23 protein-coding genes are annotated in these 22,139 nt (G+C 38.1%); 18 read left to right on the forward strand and 5 right to left on the reverse strand.

Annotated elements, in window-relative coordinates; genetic code table 11:
- Positions 1–190: 190 nt before the first annotated feature.
- The 15 genes from BMX21_RS15855 (at position 191) to BMX21_RS15925 (ending at position 13,622) form a co-directional block, all read left to right on the forward strand.
- Positions 191–1,771 (forward strand): ABC transporter ATP-binding protein, encoded by a 1,581-nt coding sequence (locus tag BMX21_RS15855; protein WP_278305257.1) that lies wholly within the window; start codon positions 191–193, stop codon positions 1,769–1,771.
- On the forward strand, positions 1,764–2,651 hold the full coding sequence (locus BMX21_RS15860) for a hypothetical protein (protein ID WP_092045826.1): 888 nt from the start codon (positions 1,764–1,766) through the stop codon (positions 2,649–2,651). Before BMX21_RS15855 ends, BMX21_RS15860 begins: the two co-directional genes overlap by 8 nt.
- A gap of 291 nt (positions 2,652–2,942) precedes the next feature.
- Positions 2,943–3,125 (forward strand): hypothetical protein, encoded by a 183-nt coding sequence (locus BMX21_RS15865; RefSeq protein ID WP_027217053.1) that lies wholly within the window; start codon positions 2,943–2,945, stop codon positions 3,123–3,125.
- A 78-nt stretch (positions 3,126–3,203) separates the two neighbouring features.
- Positions 3,204–3,473, forward strand: a complete 270-nt coding sequence (locus tag BMX21_RS15870; protein ID WP_022757287.1) for a PqqD family protein — start codon at positions 3,204–3,206, stop codon at positions 3,471–3,473.
- Positions 3,470–3,937, forward strand: a complete 468-nt coding sequence (locus tag BMX21_RS15875) for a S24/S26 family peptidase (protein ID WP_022757288.1) — start codon at positions 3,470–3,472, stop codon at positions 3,935–3,937. Before BMX21_RS15870 ends, BMX21_RS15875 begins: the two co-directional genes overlap by 4 nt.
- 252 nt (positions 3,938–4,189) lie before the next feature.
- A complete protein-coding gene (pssD, locus tag BMX21_RS15880; protein ID WP_027217054.1) occupies positions 4,190–4,651 on the forward strand; it encodes a PssD/Cps14F family polysaccharide biosynthesis glycosyltransferase in 462 nt (153 codons plus the stop codon).
- Complete coding sequence (pssE, locus tag BMX21_RS15885) at positions 4,648–5,226, forward strand: PssE/Cps14G family polysaccharide biosynthesis glycosyltransferase (RefSeq protein ID WP_092045828.1); 579 nt, start codon at positions 4,648–4,650, stop codon at positions 5,224–5,226. Before pssD ends, pssE begins: the two co-directional genes overlap by 4 nt.
- A 232-nt stretch (positions 5,227–5,458) precedes the next feature.
- Complete coding sequence (locus BMX21_RS15890) at positions 5,459–6,148, forward strand: response regulator transcription factor (protein WP_092045830.1); 690 nt, start codon at positions 5,459–5,461, stop codon at positions 6,146–6,148.
- Positions 6,149–6,270: 122 nt separating this feature from the next.
- Positions 6,271–7,200 (forward strand): ATP-binding cassette domain-containing protein, encoded by a 930-nt coding sequence (locus tag BMX21_RS15895; protein WP_092045832.1) that lies wholly within the window; start codon positions 6,271–6,273, stop codon positions 7,198–7,200.
- A complete protein-coding gene (locus tag BMX21_RS15900) occupies positions 7,178–7,945 on the forward strand; it encodes a hypothetical protein (RefSeq protein ID WP_092045834.1) in 768 nt (255 codons plus the stop codon). The genes BMX21_RS15895 and BMX21_RS15900 overlap by 23 nt, the downstream gene beginning before the upstream one ends.
- 174 nt (positions 7,946–8,119) lie before the next feature.
- Positions 8,120–8,863: a hypothetical protein gene (locus BMX21_RS15905; protein ID WP_092045837.1), complete on the forward strand. Its 744-nt coding sequence runs from the start codon at positions 8,120–8,122 to the stop codon at positions 8,861–8,863.
- A 128-nt stretch (positions 8,864–8,991) separates the two neighbouring features.
- On the forward strand, positions 8,992–10,275 hold the full coding sequence (locus tag BMX21_RS15910; protein WP_143057271.1) for an erythromycin esterase family protein: 1,284 nt from the start codon (positions 8,992–8,994) through the stop codon (positions 10,273–10,275).
- 87 nt (positions 10,276–10,362) lie between these two features.
- Positions 10,363–11,238, forward strand: coding sequence for a sensor histidine kinase (locus BMX21_RS15915; protein ID WP_092045840.1), 876 nt, complete (start codon positions 10,363–10,365; stop codon positions 11,236–11,238).
- Between the two features lie 488 nt (positions 11,239–11,726).
- Positions 11,727–12,593: a patatin-like phospholipase family protein gene (locus tag BMX21_RS15920; protein WP_092045842.1), complete on the forward strand. Its 867-nt coding sequence runs from the start codon at positions 11,727–11,729 to the stop codon at positions 12,591–12,593.
- Positions 12,594–12,713: 120 nt separating this feature from the next.
- Complete coding sequence (locus tag BMX21_RS15925; protein ID WP_092045844.1) at positions 12,714–13,622, forward strand: RluA family pseudouridine synthase; 909 nt, start codon at positions 12,714–12,716, stop codon at positions 13,620–13,622.
- Between the two features lie 18 nt (positions 13,623–13,640).
- On the opposite strand, the gene BMX21_RS15930 is transcribed toward BMX21_RS15925, so the two are convergent.
- From BMX21_RS15930 to BMX21_RS15945, 4 genes are all read right to left on the reverse strand, one after another.
- A complete protein-coding gene (locus tag BMX21_RS15930) occupies positions 13,641–14,162 on the reverse strand; it encodes a hypothetical protein (protein WP_092045846.1) in 522 nt (173 codons plus the stop codon).
- Between the two features lie 99 nt (positions 14,163–14,261).
- The gene (locus BMX21_RS15935; protein ID WP_092045848.1) at positions 14,262–15,044 is read right to left on the reverse strand and encodes a DUF1295 domain-containing protein; all 783 of its coding nucleotides are present in this window, start codon (positions 15,042–15,044) and stop codon (positions 14,262–14,264) included.
- Positions 15,045–15,141: 97 nt separating this feature from the next.
- Positions 15,142–15,987 (reverse strand): SDR family oxidoreductase, encoded by an 846-nt coding sequence (locus tag BMX21_RS15940; protein ID WP_092045850.1) that lies wholly within the window; start codon positions 15,985–15,987, stop codon positions 15,142–15,144.
- Positions 15,988–16,041: 54 nt separating this feature from the next.
- Complete coding sequence (locus tag BMX21_RS15945) at positions 16,042–16,584, reverse strand: TetR/AcrR family transcriptional regulator (RefSeq protein ID WP_092045852.1); 543 nt, start codon at positions 16,582–16,584, stop codon at positions 16,042–16,044.
- A 296-nt stretch (positions 16,585–16,880) separates the two neighbouring features.
- Between BMX21_RS15945 and BMX21_RS15950 the strand changes: the two genes are divergently transcribed.
- On the forward strand, positions 16,881–17,378 hold the full coding sequence (locus tag BMX21_RS15950; RefSeq protein ID WP_022755185.1) for a helix-turn-helix domain-containing protein: 498 nt from the start codon (positions 16,881–16,883) through the stop codon (positions 17,376–17,378).
- Here BMX21_RS15950 and BMX21_RS15955 read toward each other — a convergent pair.
- Positions 17,350–20,559 carry a fructose-specific PTS transporter subunit EIIC gene (locus BMX21_RS15955; RefSeq protein WP_177174076.1) on the reverse strand — a complete coding sequence of 1,070 codons (3,210 nt, stop codon included), beginning with the start codon at positions 20,557–20,559 and terminating at the stop codon, positions 17,350–17,352. The two genes, BMX21_RS15950 and BMX21_RS15955, sit on opposite strands and share 29 nt — an antisense overlap.
- A 215-nt stretch (positions 20,560–20,774) precedes the next feature.
- Between BMX21_RS15955 and BMX21_RS15960 the strand changes: the two genes are divergently transcribed.
- Both BMX21_RS15960 and BMX21_RS15965 read left to right on the forward strand, forming a co-directional pair.
- Positions 20,775–21,233 (forward strand): hypothetical protein, encoded by a 459-nt coding sequence (locus BMX21_RS15960; RefSeq protein WP_092045856.1) that lies wholly within the window; start codon positions 20,775–20,777, stop codon positions 21,231–21,233.
- Between the two features lie 389 nt (positions 21,234–21,622).
- Positions 21,623–22,138 (forward strand): NUDIX hydrolase, encoded by a 516-nt coding sequence (locus tag BMX21_RS15965; protein WP_022757305.1) that lies wholly within the window; start codon positions 21,623–21,625, stop codon positions 22,136–22,138.
- Position 22,139 lies beyond the last annotated feature (1 nt).

Below are 22,139 nucleotides of genomic sequence, written 5' to 3' on the forward strand. Positions count from 1 at the left end.
CTTGGGACACCATCATCATATGATAAGAAAGATAGTAGATTAATTACCATTTAGAAGTGAGGTAAATTTACAAATGGGGAAAATCAAACAGTATTACAAAAAGTATAAGAAACAAAAAGAGAGGGGAAGAAATTACTTTAAATGGCTCTTCGGATATACAAAACCATATATTTTTAAAATAGTTGCTCTTATGTTGATAAGCATAGCTTGGACATATATTGGAATTGAATACTCTATTATGTCTAAGAAAATCATAGACATGGCGGGTGATGGTTATATTACTAAATTCTCGATTGCTGTATTTGTTTTGCTTATCGTATTAATTCTTGTTGGAGATGCAGTGCAAAATCTGCTTTCGGCTATGCTTAATGAAAAATATTCATTTGGTATACGTAAGCAGGTATATGATAAGATTATACGTTCCACATGGCTTGGAACACAGAAGTTCCATACCGGTGATATGATGACCAGGATGACATCTGATGCTGGCAATATAGCCAATGGAATGGTCAATGTTATTCCTAATATCATAGTTTTTTTGATAGAACTACTAATGGTATTTTTTACTTTATACAATAATTCCAGATTGTTGGCTGTTTCAGCGTTGTTTCTTACGCCTATTGGACTTCTTTTTGCATATGCCCTTGGAAGAAGACTAAAGAAATATCAGATCAAAGTTCAGGAATCAGAAACTGCATACAGATCATTTATTCAGGAAAGTCTTGCTAACATACTTATTGTTAAGGCTTTCTCAAGTGAAGACAGATTCTCTGATGATCTTACTACTCTTCGTAACAACAGATTTCACTGGGTCTGGAAAAAGAGTAAACTTTCTGCTGCTTCTAATCTGGTAATGGGTGGTACATTTCAGCTAGGATATATGTTTGCATTCATTTATGCAGCAGGACAGATATCCCGTCATGAGATTACATTCGGAACTATGACTTTGTTTTTGACTTTATTTGGTCGAATACAGTCACCTATTGCTTCACTTATGAGAGAGCTTCCAGGAGTAGTATCTATTTTTGCTTCCGCAGGAAGAATTATGGATATTCAGGATATTCCGCTTGAGGAGCGTATAGAGCAGAGTGGCTTAGAAGGAGCTATGGGCGTAGCTGTTCAAAATTTGTCTTTTGCATATGATAAAGATTATATATTCACTGATGTAAACTTTGATATAAAGCCTGGAGATTTTGTAGGTATTGTGGGCAAATCCGGTATAGGTAAGACTACTCTTATAAGGCTTCTTATGAACTTTATTTCCCCTTCTGAGGGCAGTATCAGATATTATGATGATGCAGGCCATACAATGGATCTAAGCGCTACAGTCAGAGAATTTGTGTCATATGTTCCACAAGGTAATACCCTGTTTTCTGGTACTATCAGGAAGAATATTCTGATAGGAAAAGAGGATGCAACTGACGAGGAAATATGGCAGGCTTTGGATATGGCAGTGTGCAGGGAATTTGTCGAGAAGCTTCCGAAAGGTCTTGATACAGTAATAGGTGAGAAGGGTGTTGGACTATCTGAAGGGCAGGCTCAAAGACTTGGACTTGCCAGAGCACTTATCAGGAATTCGAATTTTATTGTACTTGATGAAGCAACATCTGCTTTGGATGAGATTACAGAAAGTCAGCTTCTTAAGAAGCTATCTGAGATGACGCCAAGACCTACATGCATACTGATAACACATAGAAAGAGTGTTCTTGATTACTGCAACAGAGAATTCGTTTTGGAAGATGGAAATGTTAAGGTGAAAGACATTGGTTAAGCTTAGAATTGCTAATTTTGTTATACATTTTTATGGTAAACCCGAATATCTTCATGAGAGGTTCAATGACTTTCTTTATGATGGAAGTGATGAGCCGGATATGACTATACGCATCATTGATAGAAAACCATTTTTTGTAAGATATCTTTTTGATAAAGGGACTCCTATAGGAGAGTTTTCATTCTACCATGATGGGGACGTGATGCAGCAGTACTATCAGAGTAAAAAAAGGCTTGAAGTAAGGCTTGTCAAAGGAAAAGATAACTATAAACAAACTGATATATACTTATGTGACAGATATAAAGGTTATACAGCAAAAGTAGTAGGCCAAAAGCAGTATCTTGAAATGGTACAAGGCCTTATTTTCAATGCTCTTCAGCAGATCTTCTATAACAGGATCCTATTTGAAGATGCGATGTCTATTCATTCAGCCTCAGTAATCTACAAGGATAAAGCGGTTGTCTTTTCTGCCTCTTCAGGAACCGGTAAAAGTACTCAGGCAGGTCTATGGCAACGAGAACTTGGCTGCCGTGTGCTGGACGGAGATGTAACTGTATGTCGTGAAAAAGAAGGAAAGTTGTATGTATATGGCCTTCCCTGGTGTGGATCGTCCGGAAAATATATAAATAAAGAGGTTGAACTTGGTGCTTTGGTATTTCTAAAACAAGCCAAGGACAATACTGTCAGGATCCCGAATATTCGTGAAAAGATAAGCTATGTTTTTTCTTCTACATTTTCAGAGTCTCTTACAGATGAAATGGCTCATAGAGTAGCCGGTGTAACTCAGAAAATAGTAGAAAAAGCTCCGATATATGAATATGCTTGCAATATGGAGCCTGAAGCTGTGAGTACATTGAAAGATGTTATTTTTAAGGACTAATAGTACTTTTAATAAGTATGTAAATGATATATTTTAATACCTGAATTAGTGGTGTATGCTCTGTAAATTTGGACCATTAGCAGGTCGCTTCACTTGCGTCATGATATTAATGATGATCATTATATTTTCTGCATAGTCAGAATGTTTATGTAATGAAAGTGGACTTATATTGGCCGAATTCTTACAATCTTGCAACAAATCAAGAAATAACGCCGTTTATTCTTGAATTATCGATTATTTGTTGCTACTATAATTAACGTTCTTAGAATATTCGGAAAGGGGAGAGTGAGTATGAAGAAAGCGTATGTTAAACCAGAGCTTAATGCTTCAATGAACGGTACACTTGAAGGCGTATATGCTTGCTACGATTATGAGACAAGCAGCAACAAGGGCAACAACTGTAATTGGCAGCCTTATCCTTGCCAGCCTCAGCCAAGATGCGGTGGAAGAGCTACAGTTTACATTGGATGGTAATAAGCTGTAACCGATCATTGTTTGTACTAATGTGGTGGCAGGAAACTGTCACCATATATCATTTAAAAAGGAGTTTATATGAGATTAAATACTGAGTTTTCAGTATGCGAAGTATCTGGACAGTCTTTCATAGTACCTACCGGATCGAAGCTGATGGATGTAGATAAAATGATGGATTTGAACGATACGGCTCTATTTATCATTAATTCATTAAAAGACAAGGATATGTCATTTGATGAGCTTCTTGTAGCAATAATGGATGAATATGAGATTGATATGGAGACAGCTTCTAAAGATCTTGGAGACTTTATAGATAGTGCCAGAAAGGTCGGAGTAATCATATCATGATGGAACAATCTGGGAATCGTGATGAGATGATTCATACAGATGCATGGATGCCTATCTATCTAAAGGGACTTAAGGAAGGCAGGAAGGTCAAGCTTACCCCTTTTGGATTTAGTATGTATCCTCTGCTTGTAGGAGGCAGGGATAGCTTGATACTTCGAGGTATAGACAGAGAGCTTAGGCGAGGCGATATATGCCTGTACAGGAGAGATAACGGCATATATGTAACACATTCGGTTCATCATGTGGATAAAGAGGGGATTTATCTGATTGGAGAAAGCCAGAAGAATATAGAAGGACCGCTTACAATGGATCATATGCTTGCATATGCTGAAGGATTTGTGAGAAAAGGGAAACTTTATTCTTGTGATAAAAAATCATATAAAATAGCGCATGAGATTTGGATGATACTAAGACCTTTGCGTCCGATGCTGATTAAAATATATAGAAAAATCATGAAATATTGATGGAAACTAGTTTTGAAAAGAGTTTTTCCTCTTAACCAGAAACGTTGATGTATAGGGATAGAACAAAAAATATACATTTGATATATATGTAAATACAGTTAAATATGTATCGAAAATATGTAAACAGCGGAAACGCTGCAAAAATAATCAAAAATATGATTGTTTTTATGATAGTTAATCTGCTATTATCGAACGGAACTTGTATTAGAGGACTAATACAAGTTAGAGGGGTGAAAAAAAGGGAGAGATGATATGAGAAAGTTATTATTGGTAGCTTCTTCAGGTGGTCATATGGAGGAGCTTACAAGACTTAAGAGCATTACTGAAAGGTATGACTGCTGCTGGGTCACTGAAAAGAACAATTTTCAGAAATATGGGAAAGTTGAGGAGATTCAGTATTACGTTCCTCAGGTTAATCGTAGGGAGATTCTTTTCCCTTTAAAATTTTTCCTTTTATTTTTTGTAGCATTTTATGTGCTGATCAAAGAGAAACCGGAAGTTGTTATTTCAACAGGTGCTTTGATATCATATCCATTCTGTCGTCTTGCCAAGATGATGGGCAAGAAGGTTATTTTCATTGAATCTTTTGCCAGAGTCAATGAATTATCTCTTACAGGCAAGCTTCTGTACAAGCATGTTAATACCTTTATTGTACAGTGGTCAGAGATAGCACAGAAGTATGATAAAGCAATTGTTGGAGGCGGTATATTTTGATTTTTGTAACAGTTGGAACTCAAAAGTTCCAGATGAACAGGCTCATGAAGCAGATAGAAATGCTTGCAGCCATGATGCCGGAGGAAGAATTTGTTATACAATACGGGCATTGCACCTATGTCCCTAAGAATTGCAAGACATTTATGTTTATGGATCGTCCTCAGTTTGAGGAGTGCATTAACAAGTGCAGAGTGCTCATCTCTCATGGAGGAGTAGGAACAATTATGGCGGGTCTTAGAAAGAGAAAACCTGTTATAGTAGTACCAAGACTTCATAAGTATGGAGAACATGTTGATGATCACCAGATCGAAGCAGCACATGCACTCAAGCATAACAAATGTCTGCTTATCTGTATGAATATAGAATATTTGAAATTTATGGTTGATAATATTGACAACTATGAATTTAAGCCATATATAGAGCCTGAGAGGAAGGTTGAGGATATTGTTATTCATTGTATAGAAGACAATTCTTCATATTCTGAGAAGCATTCATTAACTGCCCTTGTAGGTCTTTTAGGCAAGAATGAAAAGATGATCAAGAAGTCGGCATCAACACACAACGGGATTTTTTGACTATTAGATATTTGGCTTTTGATAGGTGAAGAAGTTTGTCAGGAGTATGCAAATATTACTTTTGGCACCGACATTATAGTATGGAATATATTTATAGGCAGTATACTTATTGTATTTATTCAACACATTAAGCGTACTGTCTTTTTTATGTTTAAAAGTTTCTATCCTTCTTATTTATAGGCTTTTTCTGCTATTCGTGATAGAATGTATAGAATAGATTTAGGAGATTATTATGAGCAGTTATAAAATAATGATTGTAGAAGATGACGTAAATATAGGCGATATGCTTGAGGAAGTATTGAAACTTGAATCATATGAAGTTACAAGGGCCTACTCCGGAACAGAAGCTCTTATGCTTTTGGAAAAAGGAAGGCCGGATCTGATACTCCTTGACCTGATGTTACCCGGACTTTCAGGAGAGGAGCTTATTACAAAGTTCAATGGAATCCTTACTATAGTATTAAGTGCAAAATCTGATATAGATAGCAAAATAAGTCTTCTAAAAAAGGGTGCCTGTGATTATGTTACAAAACCTTTTGAACTATCTGAACTTCTTGCAAGGATTGAAGCCCATCTAAGACTCATGAAAGAAAATTCGTATCAGTCACAGCCACTGGATGAGGGAGTTATTAAGGCCGGCGAGATTATGCTGGATACTAATCTTATGTCTGTAACAATCGGAGATAGTGAAGTCAGCCTTACCAGAACAGAATCTGCCATACTTAATATACTTATGCTTAATCCTAACAGACCGATAGGACGCAGTACTATTCTGGATCGTATAAGTGAGTCTACGCCGGATTGTACGGAGCGCTCTTTAAAACAGCATATCTGTAATATTAGAAAAAAGCTCCAGCAGATTGATAATATTGATCATATTGAGGCAATTTATGGAATAGGATTTCAATTTCACGAATCTTGACCATATCTTGACGTTTTCTATACCACTTTCTTGACCGGAGGGTGGTATTTTTATTGTGATGACGCGAGCTCCATCAATTTGAACCATTAGTAACTCGTTTCACTCGCGACATGAGGTTAATTATGGAATACGTATTTAAAGCAAATGGAATAAGTAAACAATACGGAAAGTTTACAGCTCTTTCTGACGTAAATATGGAGATACCTAAAGGTGCAATATATGGTTTTGTAGGAAAGAACGGAGCAGGAAAGACAACACTTATCAGGATCATGTGCGGGCTTCAAAAAGCTAGCAGCGGATTTTACGAGCTTTTTGGCAAAACAGCAGACGATGCAGATATTTCAAAGGCAAGACGCAGGATGGGGGCAGTTGTAGAATCCCCTGCAATATATAAAGATATGTCTGCAAGAGACAATCTGATACAGCAGTGCCTGATGCTGGGGCTGCCGGATTTTAGCTGTGTTGACGAGATTTTAAGCCTGGTAGGACTTTCAGGTACCGGCAAGAAGAAAGCAAGACACTTTTCACTTGGAATGCGTCAGCGCCTTGGAATTGCAGTAGCTCTTTGCGGCGATCCTGACTTTATCGTACTTGATGAGCCGATTAATGGTCTTGATCCTCAGGGAATTATAGAGATAAGAGAATTGATTCTTAAGCTTAACAGAGAGCGGGGAATTACCTTCCTTATATCAAGCCACATCTTAGATGAGCTTTCCAAGATTGCAACTAATTACGGCTTTATTGATAAAGGGCATATAGTCCGCCAGATGAGCAGCAAGGAGCTCAAAAAAGAGTGTCGTAAGTCAGTACGTATGAAGGTAAGTGATGTAGGACTTCTTACAAAAGTCATGGAGGAAAAAGGTATAGAGTACAAGGTTATCGATAACAGCACAGCAGATGTATATTCATCGATCAACTTTTCTGAAATTGCCAAGGACTTCGACAAGGTTGGATGTTCTATATTTACCATGGAAGAGCATGACGAAAGCCTCGAGGCATTCTATCTATCATTACTTGGAGGCGGAGAAAATGTTCAGAAATCTGTATGCTGATACCAGAAAGATATTTTTTAGCCGAGGTTTTTATCTGGGAGTCATAGTAATCCTGTTATACCAGATATTTGCAAGTCTTATAATCTGGATGCTTACCGTTTTGTTTATAAAAGGTCAGGTTGCATCGGATGATATAGCTTTTTCTTTTACCAATATTGCAGTATTTGTAGTAACCGCAACAACGCTTCTGGTAATGCAGGGAGACTTTGAAGACGGATGCATCCGCAATAAGCTTATATCGGGTGTAAAAAGAAGAGATGCATTCCTTTCAGTAGTGATAAGTGGGATGCTTCTGGGGGCGCTGCTTTCATTTATAGCATTTGTATCTTCTATGGCTGTCTTGCCTATATTCTCAGAAGGCTTTATGAACTATAAGGTTTCTGAGATAGCAGATTACTGGCTTATAATCACCTTATCATGTATGGCGATAGGAGCTTTTTCTGCATCGCTTATTATGGTGCTTGGTGGAAGTAAGCTTTCTTATGTAGTTGGACTTGCGATTGCTTTTGGACTTGAGACGCTTGATACTCATGTACTTGATAAGCTGTATCCGGAAAAGGGGAATTGTACATTAACAGGTTCAAAACTTTTATTGTACAAATTTATCGACAGGTATATACCGTATTCTTATCTTTCAATAGGACCGCATTGGGATAGCGTCAGCTACCTTGCAGGATGTACCGGACTTATACTGATCTCGGTAATAATAGGACTAGTGGTCGTTGAAAGGAAAGAAATACACTGATAAAAATAAAAAACAGATGATATCAAAAAAATAAAAAATATAGAAAAAGAAAATGATACCAAAAAGAACCTGATATCAAAAGAAACTAATATCAAAAAGAAAAAGATAACAATATTATTGGTATACAAGTCGATAGTCATAAATACACATGATTATCCTTAGCAGGAGGTTTAAATGAAAAACATATATATATCCGGTATATATAGAATTCTAAAAAATCACATATTTATCCTTGGATGCATTCTGGCGTTCGTTATAACCCTCGTATTTACAGCCAATCTGATGGGCATGACAGGACGATTTGAAAGAATGGGATGTGCCGGCAGGATGATATTTATAAATATAGCTATGATGGCCTTTTTTACGATATTTGTACCTCTTTATACCAACGAGGAATATCGCGATGGCACTATCAGAAATAAACTCGTAGCAGGCTTTTCGCAAAAGCAGGTCTATCTTGGAATACTTTTTTCACATATAACAGCGCTTTTGGAGATGACAGTATGCTATTTCCTTGCCGGAGTAATAGGCGGCGCAAAGGTAAGCACGGAGCTTGCCATAACAACAGTTGTTTTATTCTTTGCCATGTGCGGATATATATCTGTTATGGAGTTTGTAGCAATGCGTGTGCAAAAGACAGTATTAGTGGCAATATGTGCTTTTGTAATTCTGAACCTTGCCTATAACATAGTTATGATCGGTAATTTCTTCCTTGCATTTATTCTAAAAGGAACTGCTTATACAATTGGCAGGATCATCTATAATGCTTCGGTATTCGGTCAATGGCTGATACAGGCAGGATTTGCTGATCCGCAGACAAATCCCGGGAATATAAATCAGCTTATAATTTCAGTTTTGATAGTTGTTATTTCAATACTTTTGGGCTGTATTGGACTTAACAAGAGAGATTTAAAATGATCTGCACTTTATTAGGAAACATATATAGAATCGATATAATTAGCTTATTTGATTAGTTCATAAACTTCATATTCAAGAATATATGTTTATGATATACAGTCTTGATTGCAGAAAAGAGGATTATAAAGTTGCGTAGATACAGATTTGTTTTCATGATAAGTACGATGGTAGTTGTAGTTTTCATCGCACTTCTTTCATTTTTTAAATATACAAATGCCTTTAACGATGTAAAAAAAATTGATGGAATAGAGGATGTGGCACAGACTTTTGATGAGTTTGAGATTCCGGAAGGTGTGAGAGTAGTTGGAATAGGAGAAGCTACTCATGGAAACCGCGAATTTCAGCTTGCTAAAAAGGCAGTACTTGAAAAAGTTGTAAATGAAGGCGAAGGCCGCTGCATCTGCTTTGAGATGGCTACTGGCGATGCAGCCATGATCAATGATGCAATACATGATAAAAGCTCCGATCTTGTACAAGTGATAGGAAAGCAGAGCTACCCACTTTATGATACTGATGAAATGGTGCAGCTTCTTAAGTGGATGAGAGATTATAATATGACAGTTCCCTATGAAGAGTCCTTAATGTTCTATGGTGTCGATATTCAGGGAGCCCAGACAGCTATCACATATATGCAGGAGCTTTGTGATGAGAATGATACTCTTTTTACCCTAGAGGAAAAAGAAAAACTCTTATCAATAAAAACAGAAACCAAGGATGATTACAAAGCTGACAGAGATTTTTTTGATAAGCTGTCCCAGCGCCTTTCTAAAGAAGAAGGACTTAAAGAAAGGCAGTTATCTATTGTAGCCAAGTGCGTAGTCCTTCACATTGATGCGCCGGATTATGATAAAGATCAAGAGGAATTTGGCAAAAACAGGGATATTCAGATGGCACAGCTTTTGAAAGACTATTCTGAACTTGAAGATGCTCGTGGTTATGCTCAGGTAGTTATAACTGCTCATAATGCGCATGTTATGAAGGGCGGATCCAGCGTGCTCCCTGCTGCAGATGATGACACTATGGGTGATAGGATAGACGCTCTGTTTGAAGGAAGCTATTTCTGCATCGGTACGGGATTTTATGAAGGAAATGTAAATATCCATACTGCCGGAACTTATGAAGAGAACTATGAGAGGAAGGATCACTTCTACGTCTCTGATGATCCATTTGCTTATCAGGCCAGGTTTTTTGAAAATGGCACATACTGCCTTGATTTCTCAAAGGTAACAGATGAAAATAGTAGTGTATACAAAAAGCTTCACAGCTACGTTTTTACAGGCCTTGTCGGTGAGGGCTATTCACCTTTAAATGATCTTTTTAACAGCCATAGAACATCTATGATACTTGCAGACCGCTATGATGCTTTGATATGCTACTATGAAGTTACACCCATAGATCCAATTGATTACTAAATGAATTATGAAGAAAGGTCAAAAAATCTCTTTTGACCTTTTTTATGTCATAAAGACCTTAAAAAGAGCCAAAGGAGCTTTTACTAAATGAAATACCTGCTTATAATCTGCCTGATAGTTATAATAATATTGATCATGAAGATAATCGCAATGAAGCTATCGATCAAAGAACTAAGAGAAGACTATGAGGAGAGAGCCGGTATTCATACCAATACAGTTCTGACAGTTTCAAGCAGGGATAAGGAGATTTTAGAACTTGCCAGGACTCTTAATAAGACACTTGTAAAGCTGAGAGATTCTTATAACAGGTATGAACACGGTGATCAGGAGATAAAATCAGCAATAACCAATATCTCACATGATCTAAGGACGCCTCTTACAGCCATAAGCGGATATCTTGAGCTTGCGCAAAGACAGGACTGCAGCCCTGAAATGGACAAATATCTTACAATAATAAAGGGCAGAACAGAGCATATGAAAAAGCTTACAGAAGAGCTTTTTGAATACTCGATAGTAACAGGTGGTGAGATTACAGAAGAAAAGCAGGATGTCAACATCGGCAAGCTGCTTGAAGACTGTATCATGAACTATTATCCGTCGCTGAAAGCAAGAGGAATTGCCCCTGTCATAGATATTACAGAGGAAAAGATTGTTCGAAATCTTTATCCAACTTATGTAGAAAGGATCATAAACAATCTTTTTAGTAATGCACTTAAATATAGTAGTGGTGATCTGGAGATATCATTATCGGATGATGGCAGACTTAGGTTTGCAAACTCTGCCCCAAATCTCTCCAGTGTAGATGTTAGCAAATTGTTCGACAGGTTTTTTACAGTAGAAAATGCCAGAAGCTCTTCAACAGGTCTTGGCCTTTCTATAGTCAAGATATTTGCTGAGCGTATGAACTGCGATGTCAAAGCTGACTATATAGAAGGAAAGATAGTTATAGTAGTTAATTTTTGAGTCTTATCTATAAACAACTAAAGCATCCCACCCTGGCAGTGTAATACCAGGGTGGGATGTTTAAGTTGGCTTAGGCACACCTGTAAATGATGAAAAAAGTCTCTACTAGTGCTATTCTATAATCTGGTTATATTAGTGAACGACTTTAGAAAATATTATATGCCAGTAATCCAGTGATGGCATATAGGACATTTGATGACTGACATAGTGCGTTTTCTTAAGCCTTTTACTATAGCAATAATATGACGTAAGGGTCAAAAGTCATTTCGATTCGAGCTTGCTCGAAATCGAATATGAATTTATGACCCGCAAAACATGAGCAAAGTAGCACGTAGTGCGGATTTGCGAATGTTTTAGGATTGTGAGAGTTTCGAAGAAACGGAACAATCCGTTAGTCATAAGGTGTCAAAAGGAACTTTTGACACCTACCTCATAATATCGACAGATACATTGATACAAAAAAGTATAAACAAAGAGGAAAGACATCAATGGGAATTTTCACGGACAAAAAAGTAACACTTGTTATGTCAGGCGGCGGAGCTAAAGGCGCATATCAGATCGGAATGTTAAGAGCTTTGGAAGAAGAGGGGCTTGAAAAGAAGAATCTGACCCTTGCAGGCACATCGATAGGTGCTATGAATTCTTTGATCTATGCGATCAAAGACAAGGAATCAATATATGATCTTTTAAAAGTATTTAAAGATGCACTTGCTGCAGAGATGGCGGATCCATATATTAAGACAAGGATGGAGCTTATAGATAAGGCCAGGCAGGACGTCCTTGATGGCAAGGTATCACTTGAAGAGTATCTTCATTCAAGAAGATATTATCAGATGGACAATCTGTATATGATAGAAGCAATGCGAAGGATCTGCCCTGATGAACTTCTTTTAAAAAACGACGTACCTGTTACAGTATGTGTTTATTCACTTACGAAGCAAAAGCCTGAATATTATAAGCTTAACGGACTTGATCCCGAGGATCAAAGACTTCTTACCATAGCAAGCGGAAGTATACCTTTTCTATCACCAGCTATTTACTATAAAGGAGACTACTATCTTGACGGCGGCTGTATTCCTGAGATCTGTAAAGATCCGGCACCTGAAGACAAGATCCCTGTAGGCTGCGTAAAAGATATACCATGCGACTTTTTTATCATAAGTTATTTAAAACCAGAGGACAGGGTGCAGATACCTGTGCTAGGCGGCGAGGCTAAAGTCATAGAGATAATTCCCTCTGTCCCTCTTGAGAAAGAAAAGGATACAGGAACACTTGACTTCTCAGATGAATCCCTTAAATGGAGGGAAGAACTGGGATATAAAGAAACGTGCGATATTTTATCAAAGATGAAATGATCCGTATATTTCAAAATATACTTTTAGTGTATATTTCAAAAAAGGGAATATACCAAAAGCCAAATTAACAAAAAGCAATATTAACAAAAAGCAGTATTAACAAAAAGCAAGGTAATACTATTGTCAGAAAGAAATCTTGAATACACAATTACACAAGAAGATACAGGGAAGCTTGTCAAAGATATCCTTAAAGAGATACTTCACATGTCCCGCAGGGAGATAAGCCATGCCAAAGCGTTTGACGACGGTATACTTATTGACGGCAGACATGTTAATGTTTTATACAAAGTAACATGTGGAGAGATACTCCATGTCACGATCCACGAAAATCTTGAGGATTCATCGTATATCGAGCCTATAGAAGGAGCCCTTGATATCGTATATGAAGATGAAGATATCATTGTAGTTAATAAGCCTGCAGGCATGCTTGTACATCCTCTAAAAAGCCACGCAGTAGCCACTCTTTCCAACTATATTGCCTGGCACTTTGAACAAAGCGGCGAAAGACATGCACTTCGCCCTGTTGGAAGGCTTGATAGAGAGACGTCTGGTCTTATAGTCTTTGGTAAGAACAGATTTTCAGCCAATATCTTAAATGATCAGAGCATAAATGGTATCAAGGTCAAGGAGTATCTTGCGCTTTGCAGCGGCTTTTTTGATAAGCCCATAGGACTTGTTGATGCGCCCATAGGACTTCCGCCAGGAGTTAAGATGGTCAGGGAGATAAGAGAGGATGGAGACCCTTCACTTACACATTATGAAGTTATAGAACAAAAAGAGGGATTTGCTCTTGTAAAGCTCAGACTTGAAACAGGAAGGACACATCAGATAAGGGTTCACATGAAATCTATAGGGCACGCCCTTCTTGGGGATGGTCTGTATGGTGCTGATCTTCCAAGCTGGTATGGAATGGAGAGGGTAGCTCTTCATTCATCGCATATGGAGATCATGCATCCTGTTTCAAGCAGGAAACTGTCCTTTGATGCAGACATCCCCTATGACATGCAAAAAACATTATCGGCATATTAACTAAAACTCTCCCAATCCTTAGTAGCAGGCTATTATAACTCCCACAAGGATCATAGCCTGGGCAAAGCAATTAGTAAGCTGCTCGGTCCAGTTGTTCTTAACATCAGTTTTGTCATGCTTTTTGAAAAAAATAGTCATGGCGCATAGCCCAAGAATTCCCAGGGCAAAGAATATTACTGCAGGAAACGAAAAAATAGCAGATGATATATTATTCCAATCAGTGCCTTGCCCCTTAATGACAAATGAAATAAGCATTAAGGCAAAACCTGCAGGCATCAGAACTATAAATAGAGGCCTGTTCAAAAATCGAACATCTTTGTGAATGGTTGCAAGGAGCACCTTCCATAAGACCTTGCACATACCTCCCAGGATAGTCAGTATCGCACCCAGACTAAAGAGTATATTATTAAAAATAGAACCGATGACAGCACATGTAATTGAGAATAGTATCACCGGTACTGCGTCAACAATTGCCAGAGACAGGGTGAAATCCTTATATTTATCATATGAATATGAAGAAGCTTTGTCGTTGTGAATCATAGACTACGACCTTTCTGATTGATTAAGGCTTCCCGTTTACCAAACATAAGCCGTTTCTTACAGCAGCCAGAGCTTGGTGAGGGAAGCTATTAAAATATATTATTTTGCCAGATGATAGAGCGGAATAAATGGAAAAAGTATAGGTGTATGATCAGCATATTCTCTGTATTCTTCCTTGTCTCCGTAATTCTTGTTCTGCTTGGATTCAAGCCTCTTTGCACTATCAACCATTACATACAGGATCAGGATATATCCGATAGCTGCAAAGATAAATTCAAATACACTGTCATAAGCAGTTATTCCTTCTACGAATACTCCTGTCCAGAAAATGATCTCGCCCAGATAGTTAGGACATCTTACGATCTTGTAAAGACCTTTGGTTGCAACCATATCCATTCGAACTTTTTTCTGGGCACTTTTCTGAATATCTGCAAGAGATTCAAATAATATACCAAAAACTGAAATAGCGCAGCCTGCGTAAATAAATAAATTGTCGCCTGTCATGTTGTCTATTCTGAAAAACAGCGGAGAAGTCTGAAGGACATATAACAAAGCCATACCGATCCACATGCCAATTTTGGCAGGAAGGGGCATTGACTTGGAATGAGGCGTTGCATCACTTAGAACCTTCTTGTATGCGCCGTTTTTTAATTCCCTATACACGAGAAAACCCGCAAGACGTATACCATAGATCATCATTATAAGGCAAGCGAGTATAGTAGCTGTAGTAGACTTATCGTTATAGTATATTAGAAGGGTAGCACCTATAGCTGCGACAGATAGTCCGTATCCAACAGACATAAAGTAAACAAATTTATAAAAACCTACGCTGCAGAATGCAAGCGAGATTGAAAAAAGAATTAATAATCCCTGAATATTCATGATGATTCCTCCCTAGTGTTATATAGAACTCGGACTGTTTTAATAAATTATGATATTTTTGAGCTGTTAACTACATGTTTTATCGATGGCATAGAGTTTAAAAGGAATTTTTTATATACTCTGAAAAGCTCTGCTTTCCATACTTTACATCCCCCACAAGATTACCTGTAAGAGTGAATTTACTGAATTTGATTATGTCTGCTTTTCCTGTCTTTTTTATCTTATTGATAAATATAAGAATATCGAAGATAAAAGAAGGCGCTCTTTTTATAACACAAGGCTTGCCGGCAGCTTCGAAACACATCCTGGCAATCTCATCATAATTATAGGTTTCAGTTCCGCCTATGGAGATCGTGATGTTCTTTTCATCAAGATGACTTGCTATATAGTCAGCAAAATCCTCTGTTGCAATTACATTAGCTACGCCAGGCTCTCCTGATAGAAGATTTATAGCGCCCTTTTCTACCATTGGCTTAAGAACGTGGACAATATCATAGAAATAACCGGTGGGTCTGTAGATAATGTATTCAAGGCCACTTTCTTTGAGTGCTTTTTCAAACTTAGCTTTGGCGTCAAGAAGAGGAATCTCCGGATGTTCGTCGGCATGGATCACCGAGATATAGATGAACTTCTTAATGCCGGCACTTTTAGCTTCTTCAAGAAGGTTAATATTTCCTTTTAAGTCGATACTGTAGCAGCTTACATCTTTGGATGCTTTGGTAAGACCGACAGTTGATATGATCATATCTGCGCCACTTAAAACTCCGGATAACATATCCGATTTGGTTACGTCACAGCGCTTGAATGATACGCTTCCATTACCTGTAAACTCAATTGGCCTTTCGTTTAAGTCAAGAGCTATAATATCATGCCCCATGGATTCAAGTGCCTTCAGAATGTCTCCTCCCAGATGGCCATATGCACCTGCTAATACTATTTTCATGATAAGCCTCCTATAAATATATTTATGATGTGATGTGACAGAAGATGATTCGTATCACATTAATGCTATTTTTAGTAATCTTATGTCTATATCCTTGTTGGAATAGCACAGAAGGATATTCTCAGAGATAAAAGCTTCCAGACCCTCCTGCCCGAATTTGAGATACAACCTGTCTCTTTCGTTCGGGAATTTAATAAGAAGATAGGAGATAAGAGATGACAACTCTTCTGAAAGCTTCTTATGATGCTGCGGATAAGATGATGAGAACTGCTTAGAAACAGCGGTTGCGCGCCATATGTTCTGGTTGGTCTTGGTGAACTGCCTAATACCTTCATATATGATATCAAGTCCGGACATCAGGTCCGATGCGCCATCAAGAGATCTGTACATACTATCCTTGGATCTGGACCATCTATGCAGGATGAGATCTGCAATAAGTGCATCTTTGGTAGGATAGTAGTTATATATGGTACCAACGGCAATTCCGCAGGCCTTTGCGACACCTCTGATACTGATCTTTTCAGGGCCTTCCTGCACTAAGAGCTTTTCTGCCTGCATTATTATCTGCTCCTTAAGATGCATAATGATCTTAGGCATAAACTAATCTCCTTTTTTAACAGTTATTATGAACATGTTCATAATAACACCGGATTATGAGTTTGTAAATCGCAGATTCTGCAAAAACTGTAATTTTTTGCGGCTTGACTATATAGTTTCCACATTACAAGAGTTTTATGCTATTATTATTTCTGATAAAAAAATACGGGTTTGCTGTCACTAAAAATAAGAAGGCAGTATGTGACTTTTTTAGTCGTTTACTATAAATCATTGCCTTATGAAATCCTCAGCTGGTGCGCTGACTCGTTTATATTTAAATTGGGAGAAAAACGACTATGGGTAAGAAATCAGTAAGACCAAATAAGAACCTTTATATGATAAGTAGAGAGTCACTTGATCTTACAAGAGAGGATGCTGCAGAGCTCACAGGCATTTCTGCAGATCGTCTTGAGAAAATCGAAAATGAGAAATCTTTGCCACATCCGGACGAAGTACTGATGATGGCCAAGTATTATAAAAATCCTTCTATTAATAACTATTTCTGTTCACACGAATGCCCTATAGGACAGCAGTATGTACCTGCTATTCCTAAAAAAGAGCTTTCACAGATCGTGTTAGAGATGCTTGCATCTCTCAACAATATGAATCGTGAGAAGGAACGCCTTATTGAGATCACAGCTGATGGCAAGATCGGCGATGATGAGCTTGAAGACTTCCATAATATTCAGGAGCAGCTCTCCAAGATCTCTGCATCTGTAGAGTCACTGCGCCTCTGGGTTGAAGAGATGATCGCCAAGGGCAATATTACTGCCAGTTCTTCACGTCAAAATTAATGATATTCTCAGTTGATATAAGATAGGTATCTATAGTATAGGTTTTTTCTACAGTTTCTCCATCGAGGAGGCTGTACATGACTTCAACAGCCTTTTGTGCTATAGATACCGGAGACTGAGCTCCTGTTCCTTTGACAGGAGAATCTTCTTTGATAAGTTCCTGCTTTATTAAGGGCGATCCATCTACGCCGTAGATACAGCAGTCCTTTATTCCCAGCTCATTTACAGCTTTTAAAGCACCAAGTGCCGTAGGATCGTTTTCTGCGAAGATAGCTGTAATATCACTTTTTATATTCAGAAGCTTTTTGGTATTCTCATAAGCTTTTTCTTCATCACCGCTGCAATCATATATTGAGAATATATCAAAGTCATGCCCCATGATAGCGCTTATAAAACCGTCAACTCTGTCTCTGGCAGATCTTGTAGACGGAGCATCGAGGATTATGATAGAACCACCATCCGGGCATCTTCTTACAAGGTCATCGCCAACAACTTTTCCTGCATTATAATTATCAGAACCAATATAGCTGTCGATACAGGAGACATCTTCTACTTGTGCATCAAAACATACAACAGGTATATAAGCTTCTTTTATCTTCTTAAGAGGAACTATTACCTTTTCAGAATCTACAGGATTGAGAAATACGCCGTCGATGTCCATAAAGGCCATATCTTCAAGCTGTGACTGCTGTTTGGATATATCATTTTCACTATCATACACGATGATGCTGTCACCTCTTGCTTCGACAAGAGTAGTGATCTCTTCAAGTATAGTGGCAAAATAAGGATTGCTTCCATCCATGCAGGTATATGCGAAGGTATAATGGTCATCTTCAGAAGAAGTATTTAGATCAGTGGCATTATTTTTTCTGCATCCCGTAAGAAGAAGCAGTGACAATATCATAGTAAATATGCTTGGAATCTTAAGTATGTTTTTGACATTCATATCTTTAATCTTTTTGATAAAGCCAAGGATAACAGCAGTTACAAGGCTTCCGATCATGATAGAAAGGAAGTAAAGAACAGGTTTGCCAACTATAAGAAAGACAAAAATACCACCATGAGGAGCCATAAGAGTACATCCAAAGAGCTCAGACAGTGTTGCAGACACGCTTGCGCCTATCATACAGGAGATCATGACCCTTACGATATCTGATAGAAGATAGGTGATGGCACCTTCTGTGATAAAGGCAAGTCCCATGATAAGTGTAACGCCGCTTCTTCGGCGTTCGGACTCTGAGAACCTGTTGGCAAAAAGAATCGTAGAAAGTGCGATACCGCAAGGCGGAGTCATACCTGCCGCCATGATAAAAGCCATGACGTCATATTCTTTGTTCATAATAGCAGTGGTTCCAAAGTAATACGCAGCCTTGTTGACAGGTCCGCCCATGTCGCAGCCCATCATAAGACCGCCTACAATGCTTAGCGGAAGTTTGCCAAGTCTTGCAATAGCGTCAAGCATTTCTGTAAGTGCAGAATTAAAGATATTTGCAGTCGGAATGACCATAAAGTACATCAAAAAGCTTATCAAAAGAAGACTTAGCACCGGATATATGATAATAGCAGAGAAGGCATTAAATGATGAAGGCAATTCTTTGACAAAGTTCTTCATAAGCTTGACGCTGTATCCTGCAGCTATTCCTGCAAGAAATGCCCCCATAAAACCGGCATTACCTACATATGCCATATATCCGCCCATGAAACCTGCGACAAAAGCTTCATATCCGCCCAGATACATCGCAAGGAATGCGGAGAACACAGTGAACATGAAATTAAAAGTCATATCTCCCAATGCCTTGAAAGAAGCTGCAAACTCTGTTATAGAACCAAAGCTGCTAAGCTGGCTTGCGTCAAGAGTGCTGATGTCAATACTTGCAGCATCTGTAAGGAAGGCAAAAGCAATTAAAATGCCGCCGCCAACAGCAAATGGAATCATATGATTGACACCATCTACGATTCCGCCAAGGACCTGCTCATAGATATTTGCATCTGAATGGGCGATAGATACGTCCTCGTAGTGGATATCCAGAAAGTTATCAGCATTTCCGGATGTTTTTTTACCTGAAGCAGTAGATTTTGAAATATCAAAACTCATCTTAGGGCTATCAGATACTTTACTAGAAGTGTTCGAAAGAACATCAGCACTTCCGGAAGTATCTGATCTTAAAACATCCGTTTCATTATCCGCAAGATCGTTATAATCAGTCAGTATACCTCTGCCGTTATTTTTGGACGCATACAAAGCTGCGTCTGCTCTTTCCATATTCTTGGTAATATCGCTACTGTCAATGATACTGGCCATGCCAATACTAAGAGAAAGAGTTATCCCTTCAATTATCTGGGCTTTATTCACATCTTTCATAAGGTCTGTAAGGATTCTTTTAGCCTTTTGGACTGAATCACCGCTTTGAGACTTGATGATACCTACAAACTCATCGCCGCCCCACCTTCCGGCTATAATATTGGAACCTTCAAGCTCTTTTAACTTAAGACCGATATATTTCAGGGCAGTATCACCGGAAGCATGACCATTATTGTCATTTATGACCTTGAACTTATCAACATCGATCATGAATATGACTGCATCTTCGAGCTTACCTTTCTGGTTCATCTCGTCGTAACGTTCTATAAATGATTTTCTGTTAGAAAGGCCTGTTAATTCGTCAGTTGTAGCCATCCTTACGATCTGATTTCTATAAGACTGGATAAAAGAAGTTACGATCAGGATTATTACTATGAACGCATTGACAAGAAGTATATTAAGAGATACTGATACAGTATTGTTGTCGATTATGGTCACATCAGAAGGAATTGCGCTGACAATAAGAGTGTACCCGGTAGAACCTATCTCAAGGGTCTTGTATATAGAATTCTCAGAATCCATGGCTCCGCGAGCGAAGATATATGTAATGTCACCATTTGGGTCGGTCACGATTACATCCATGTTGTAATAGTCTATGAAATCCCTTATTATAAGATCCCAATTCTCGAAATCTAATATCTCGAGATTGTGTTCAAGTGAACTGGCATTGGAATTAATATATTTTTGCGCAGCTTTCTCAGACTCATTATCATACATAAGAGTAGTAATGAGGATGCAGGAAGCAAAAGCCACTATCAATATGATATCCAATATGATAACTCTGGATAGATCGCTTTTATGAGCTTTGTCCGGGTTCATTATCTTCTCCATAAGTTACATATAATGATTGATCGCATCAAGATCATAAATCCTTGAACATAATGTTCAAGAAGTAACACCTTATAAGTCTTGACCAATTAGTCACAATAGTATATCGGCAAACAGCTCATTAAAATTCAGCACAATTGCAATATTGTACACGAAAAAGTGATAAAATATAGGAGGAGAAAAGAGGTCTATGCAAGGAGGAGTCTATGGATAAAAATCAGGTTATTGATATCCTTACTACTAAAGGTTTCAGAGCGCATGATACTAACGGAATATTATATGTTGATCTTGAAGATATAGCTCCGGCGTCTATAGAGAAGATAAGGACTATGCTTAAAGAGCTTCATTACTACAATTCATGGGGAGTCAAAAAAGTACTCGTAGGAGCACAGCCACCTAGTAATGTCAAAGTAATTGATTCTTCTGCCCAAAATAATACTATTGAGGATGAAGAATCTGACGATAATAATGACATATATCCAGAAACTAAGGAAGTTTTAGATAACACTGTTTTAAATAATAGATATAGGTCAGAGGATGAGATGGGTACGAAGAATGAGATAAGCACAGAAGATGAGGATCAGGATCCGGATCTTGATGATGATATGACTTTTGATGAGAATTCACCATTTGAGCAGGTTTCATTATTTGATATTATGACGTAAGGGTCAAAAGTCATTTCGATTCGAGCTTGCTCGAAATCGAATATGAATTTATGACCCGCAAAACATGAGCAAAGTAGCACGTAGTGCGGATTTGCGAATGTTTTAGGATTGTGAGAGTTTCGAAGAAACGGAACAATCCGTTAGTCATAAGGTGTCAAAAGGAACTTTTGACACCTACCTCATATTTTGAGGTAGGCGTAGGACACTTTGCTCGTATGTAGAAGTAAGCGTTATAATATGTTGTAATTCATTTTATCAGTGCTTTTTAGGAAGCGAATATGAATTTGTTGACATGGCTTTTCTAAATCGGCATAATGAAATCTCGGGCAATGATCCTGGCAGCTATTATGCCGGCATGCTTAAAAACTTCAATAGGACATAGCATTAAAATGTACAAAGTAATCGATTCTAATATAACCGAAATAGGGCGCTTTAAGATTCATATGGACCATCTTGAAAGAAATGGAAAGACAGGTCCATATTCTTATGTTTCCATGAAAGCCGGAGTACATGTGCTCCCAATTATAGATGGAGATAAGGTCTGTGTACTAAGACAGTACCGTTATCCCATTAAAGACTGGGATCTTGAATTCCCCGGAGGGGCTATGGATGAGGGCGATTCTAAGGAAGAAGCCGCCAGACGCGAGTTATACGAAGAAACGGGTTATATAGCGGATGAGCTTATATATCTTGGCGATATATATCCGTCTCCCGGTTACTCAGATGAGATAGTACATCTTTTTGCTGCGCATTGTCATAACAAAGAAAAAAGGAATCTTGAACCGCTGGAAGTGATAGAGCACAGACTCTTTAGTATTGACGAAGTAGATAAGATGATGGATAGCGGCGAGTTCAGATTTGCAGGAGCAATCATTGCATGGAACAGATATAAAAAATTGAGGTAGG

Source organism: Butyrivibrio sp. TB (assembly GCF_900110805.1).
In the GTDB taxonomy this organism is placed as follows: Bacteria; Bacillota; Clostridia; order Lachnospirales; family Lachnospiraceae; genus Butyrivibrio; species Butyrivibrio fibrisolvens_C.

What these genes read in the sequence shown, in the direction of transcription:
- BMX21_RS15855 (WP_278305257.1), top strand. Translation starts at nt 191, where the DNA reads ATGTTGATAAGCATAGCTTGGACATATATTGGAATTGAATACTCTATT.
- BMX21_RS15865 (WP_027217053.1), top strand. Translation starts at nt 2,943, where the DNA reads ATGAAGAAAGCGTATGTTAAACCAGAGCTTAATGCTTCAATGAACGGT.
- BMX21_RS15870 (WP_022757287.1), top strand. Translation starts at nt 3,204, where the DNA reads ATGAGATTAAATACTGAGTTTTCAGTATGCGAAGTATCTGGACAGTCT.
- BMX21_RS15875 (WP_022757288.1), top strand. Translation starts at nt 3,470, where the DNA reads ATGATGGAACAATCTGGGAATCGTGATGAGATGATTCATACAGATGCA.
- pssD (WP_027217054.1), top strand. Translation starts at nt 4,190, where the DNA reads ATGAGAAAGTTATTATTGGTAGCTTCTTCAGGTGGTCATATGGAGGAG.
- BMX21_RS15890 (WP_092045830.1), top strand. Translation starts at nt 5,459, where the DNA reads ATGAGCAGTTATAAAATAATGATTGTAGAAGATGACGTAAATATAGGC.
- BMX21_RS15895 (WP_092045832.1), top strand. Translation starts at nt 6,271, where the DNA reads ATGGAATACGTATTTAAAGCAAATGGAATAAGTAAACAATACGGAAAG.
- BMX21_RS15900 (WP_092045834.1), top strand. Translation starts at nt 7,178, where the DNA reads ATGTTCAGAAATCTGTATGCTGATACCAGAAAGATATTTTTTAGCCGA.
- BMX21_RS15905 (WP_092045837.1), top strand. Translation starts at nt 8,120, where the DNA reads ATGAAAAACATATATATATCCGGTATATATAGAATTCTAAAAAATCAC.
- BMX21_RS15915 (WP_092045840.1), top strand. Translation starts at nt 10,363, where the DNA reads ATGAAATACCTGCTTATAATCTGCCTGATAGTTATAATAATATTGATC.
- BMX21_RS15920 (WP_092045842.1), top strand. Translation starts at nt 11,727, where the DNA reads ATGGGAATTTTCACGGACAAAAAAGTAACACTTGTTATGTCAGGCGGC.
- BMX21_RS15930 (WP_092045846.1), bottom strand. Translation starts at nt 14,162, where the DNA reads ATGATTCACAACGACAAAGCTTCTTCATATTCATATGATAAATATAAG.
- BMX21_RS15935 (WP_092045848.1), bottom strand. Translation starts at nt 15,044, where the DNA reads ATGAATATTCAGGGATTATTAATTCTTTTTTCAATCTCGCTTGCATTC.
- BMX21_RS15940 (WP_092045850.1), bottom strand. Translation starts at nt 15,987, where the DNA reads ATGAAAATAGTATTAGCAGGTGCATATGGCCATCTGGGAGGAGACATT.
- BMX21_RS15945 (WP_092045852.1), bottom strand. Translation starts at nt 16,584, where the DNA reads ATGCCTAAGATCATTATGCATCTTAAGGAGCAGATAATAATGCAGGCA.
- BMX21_RS15950 (WP_022755185.1), top strand. Translation starts at nt 16,881, where the DNA reads ATGGGTAAGAAATCAGTAAGACCAAATAAGAACCTTTATATGATAAGT.
- BMX21_RS15955 (WP_177174076.1), bottom strand. Translation starts at nt 20,559, where the DNA reads ATGAACCCGGACAAAGCTCATAAAAGCGATCTATCCAGAGTTATCATA.
- BMX21_RS15960 (WP_092045856.1), top strand. Translation starts at nt 20,775, where the DNA reads ATGGATAAAAATCAGGTTATTGATATCCTTACTACTAAAGGTTTCAGA.
- BMX21_RS15965 (WP_022757305.1), top strand. Translation starts at nt 21,623, where the DNA reads ATGTACAAAGTAATCGATTCTAATATAACCGAAATAGGGCGCTTTAAG.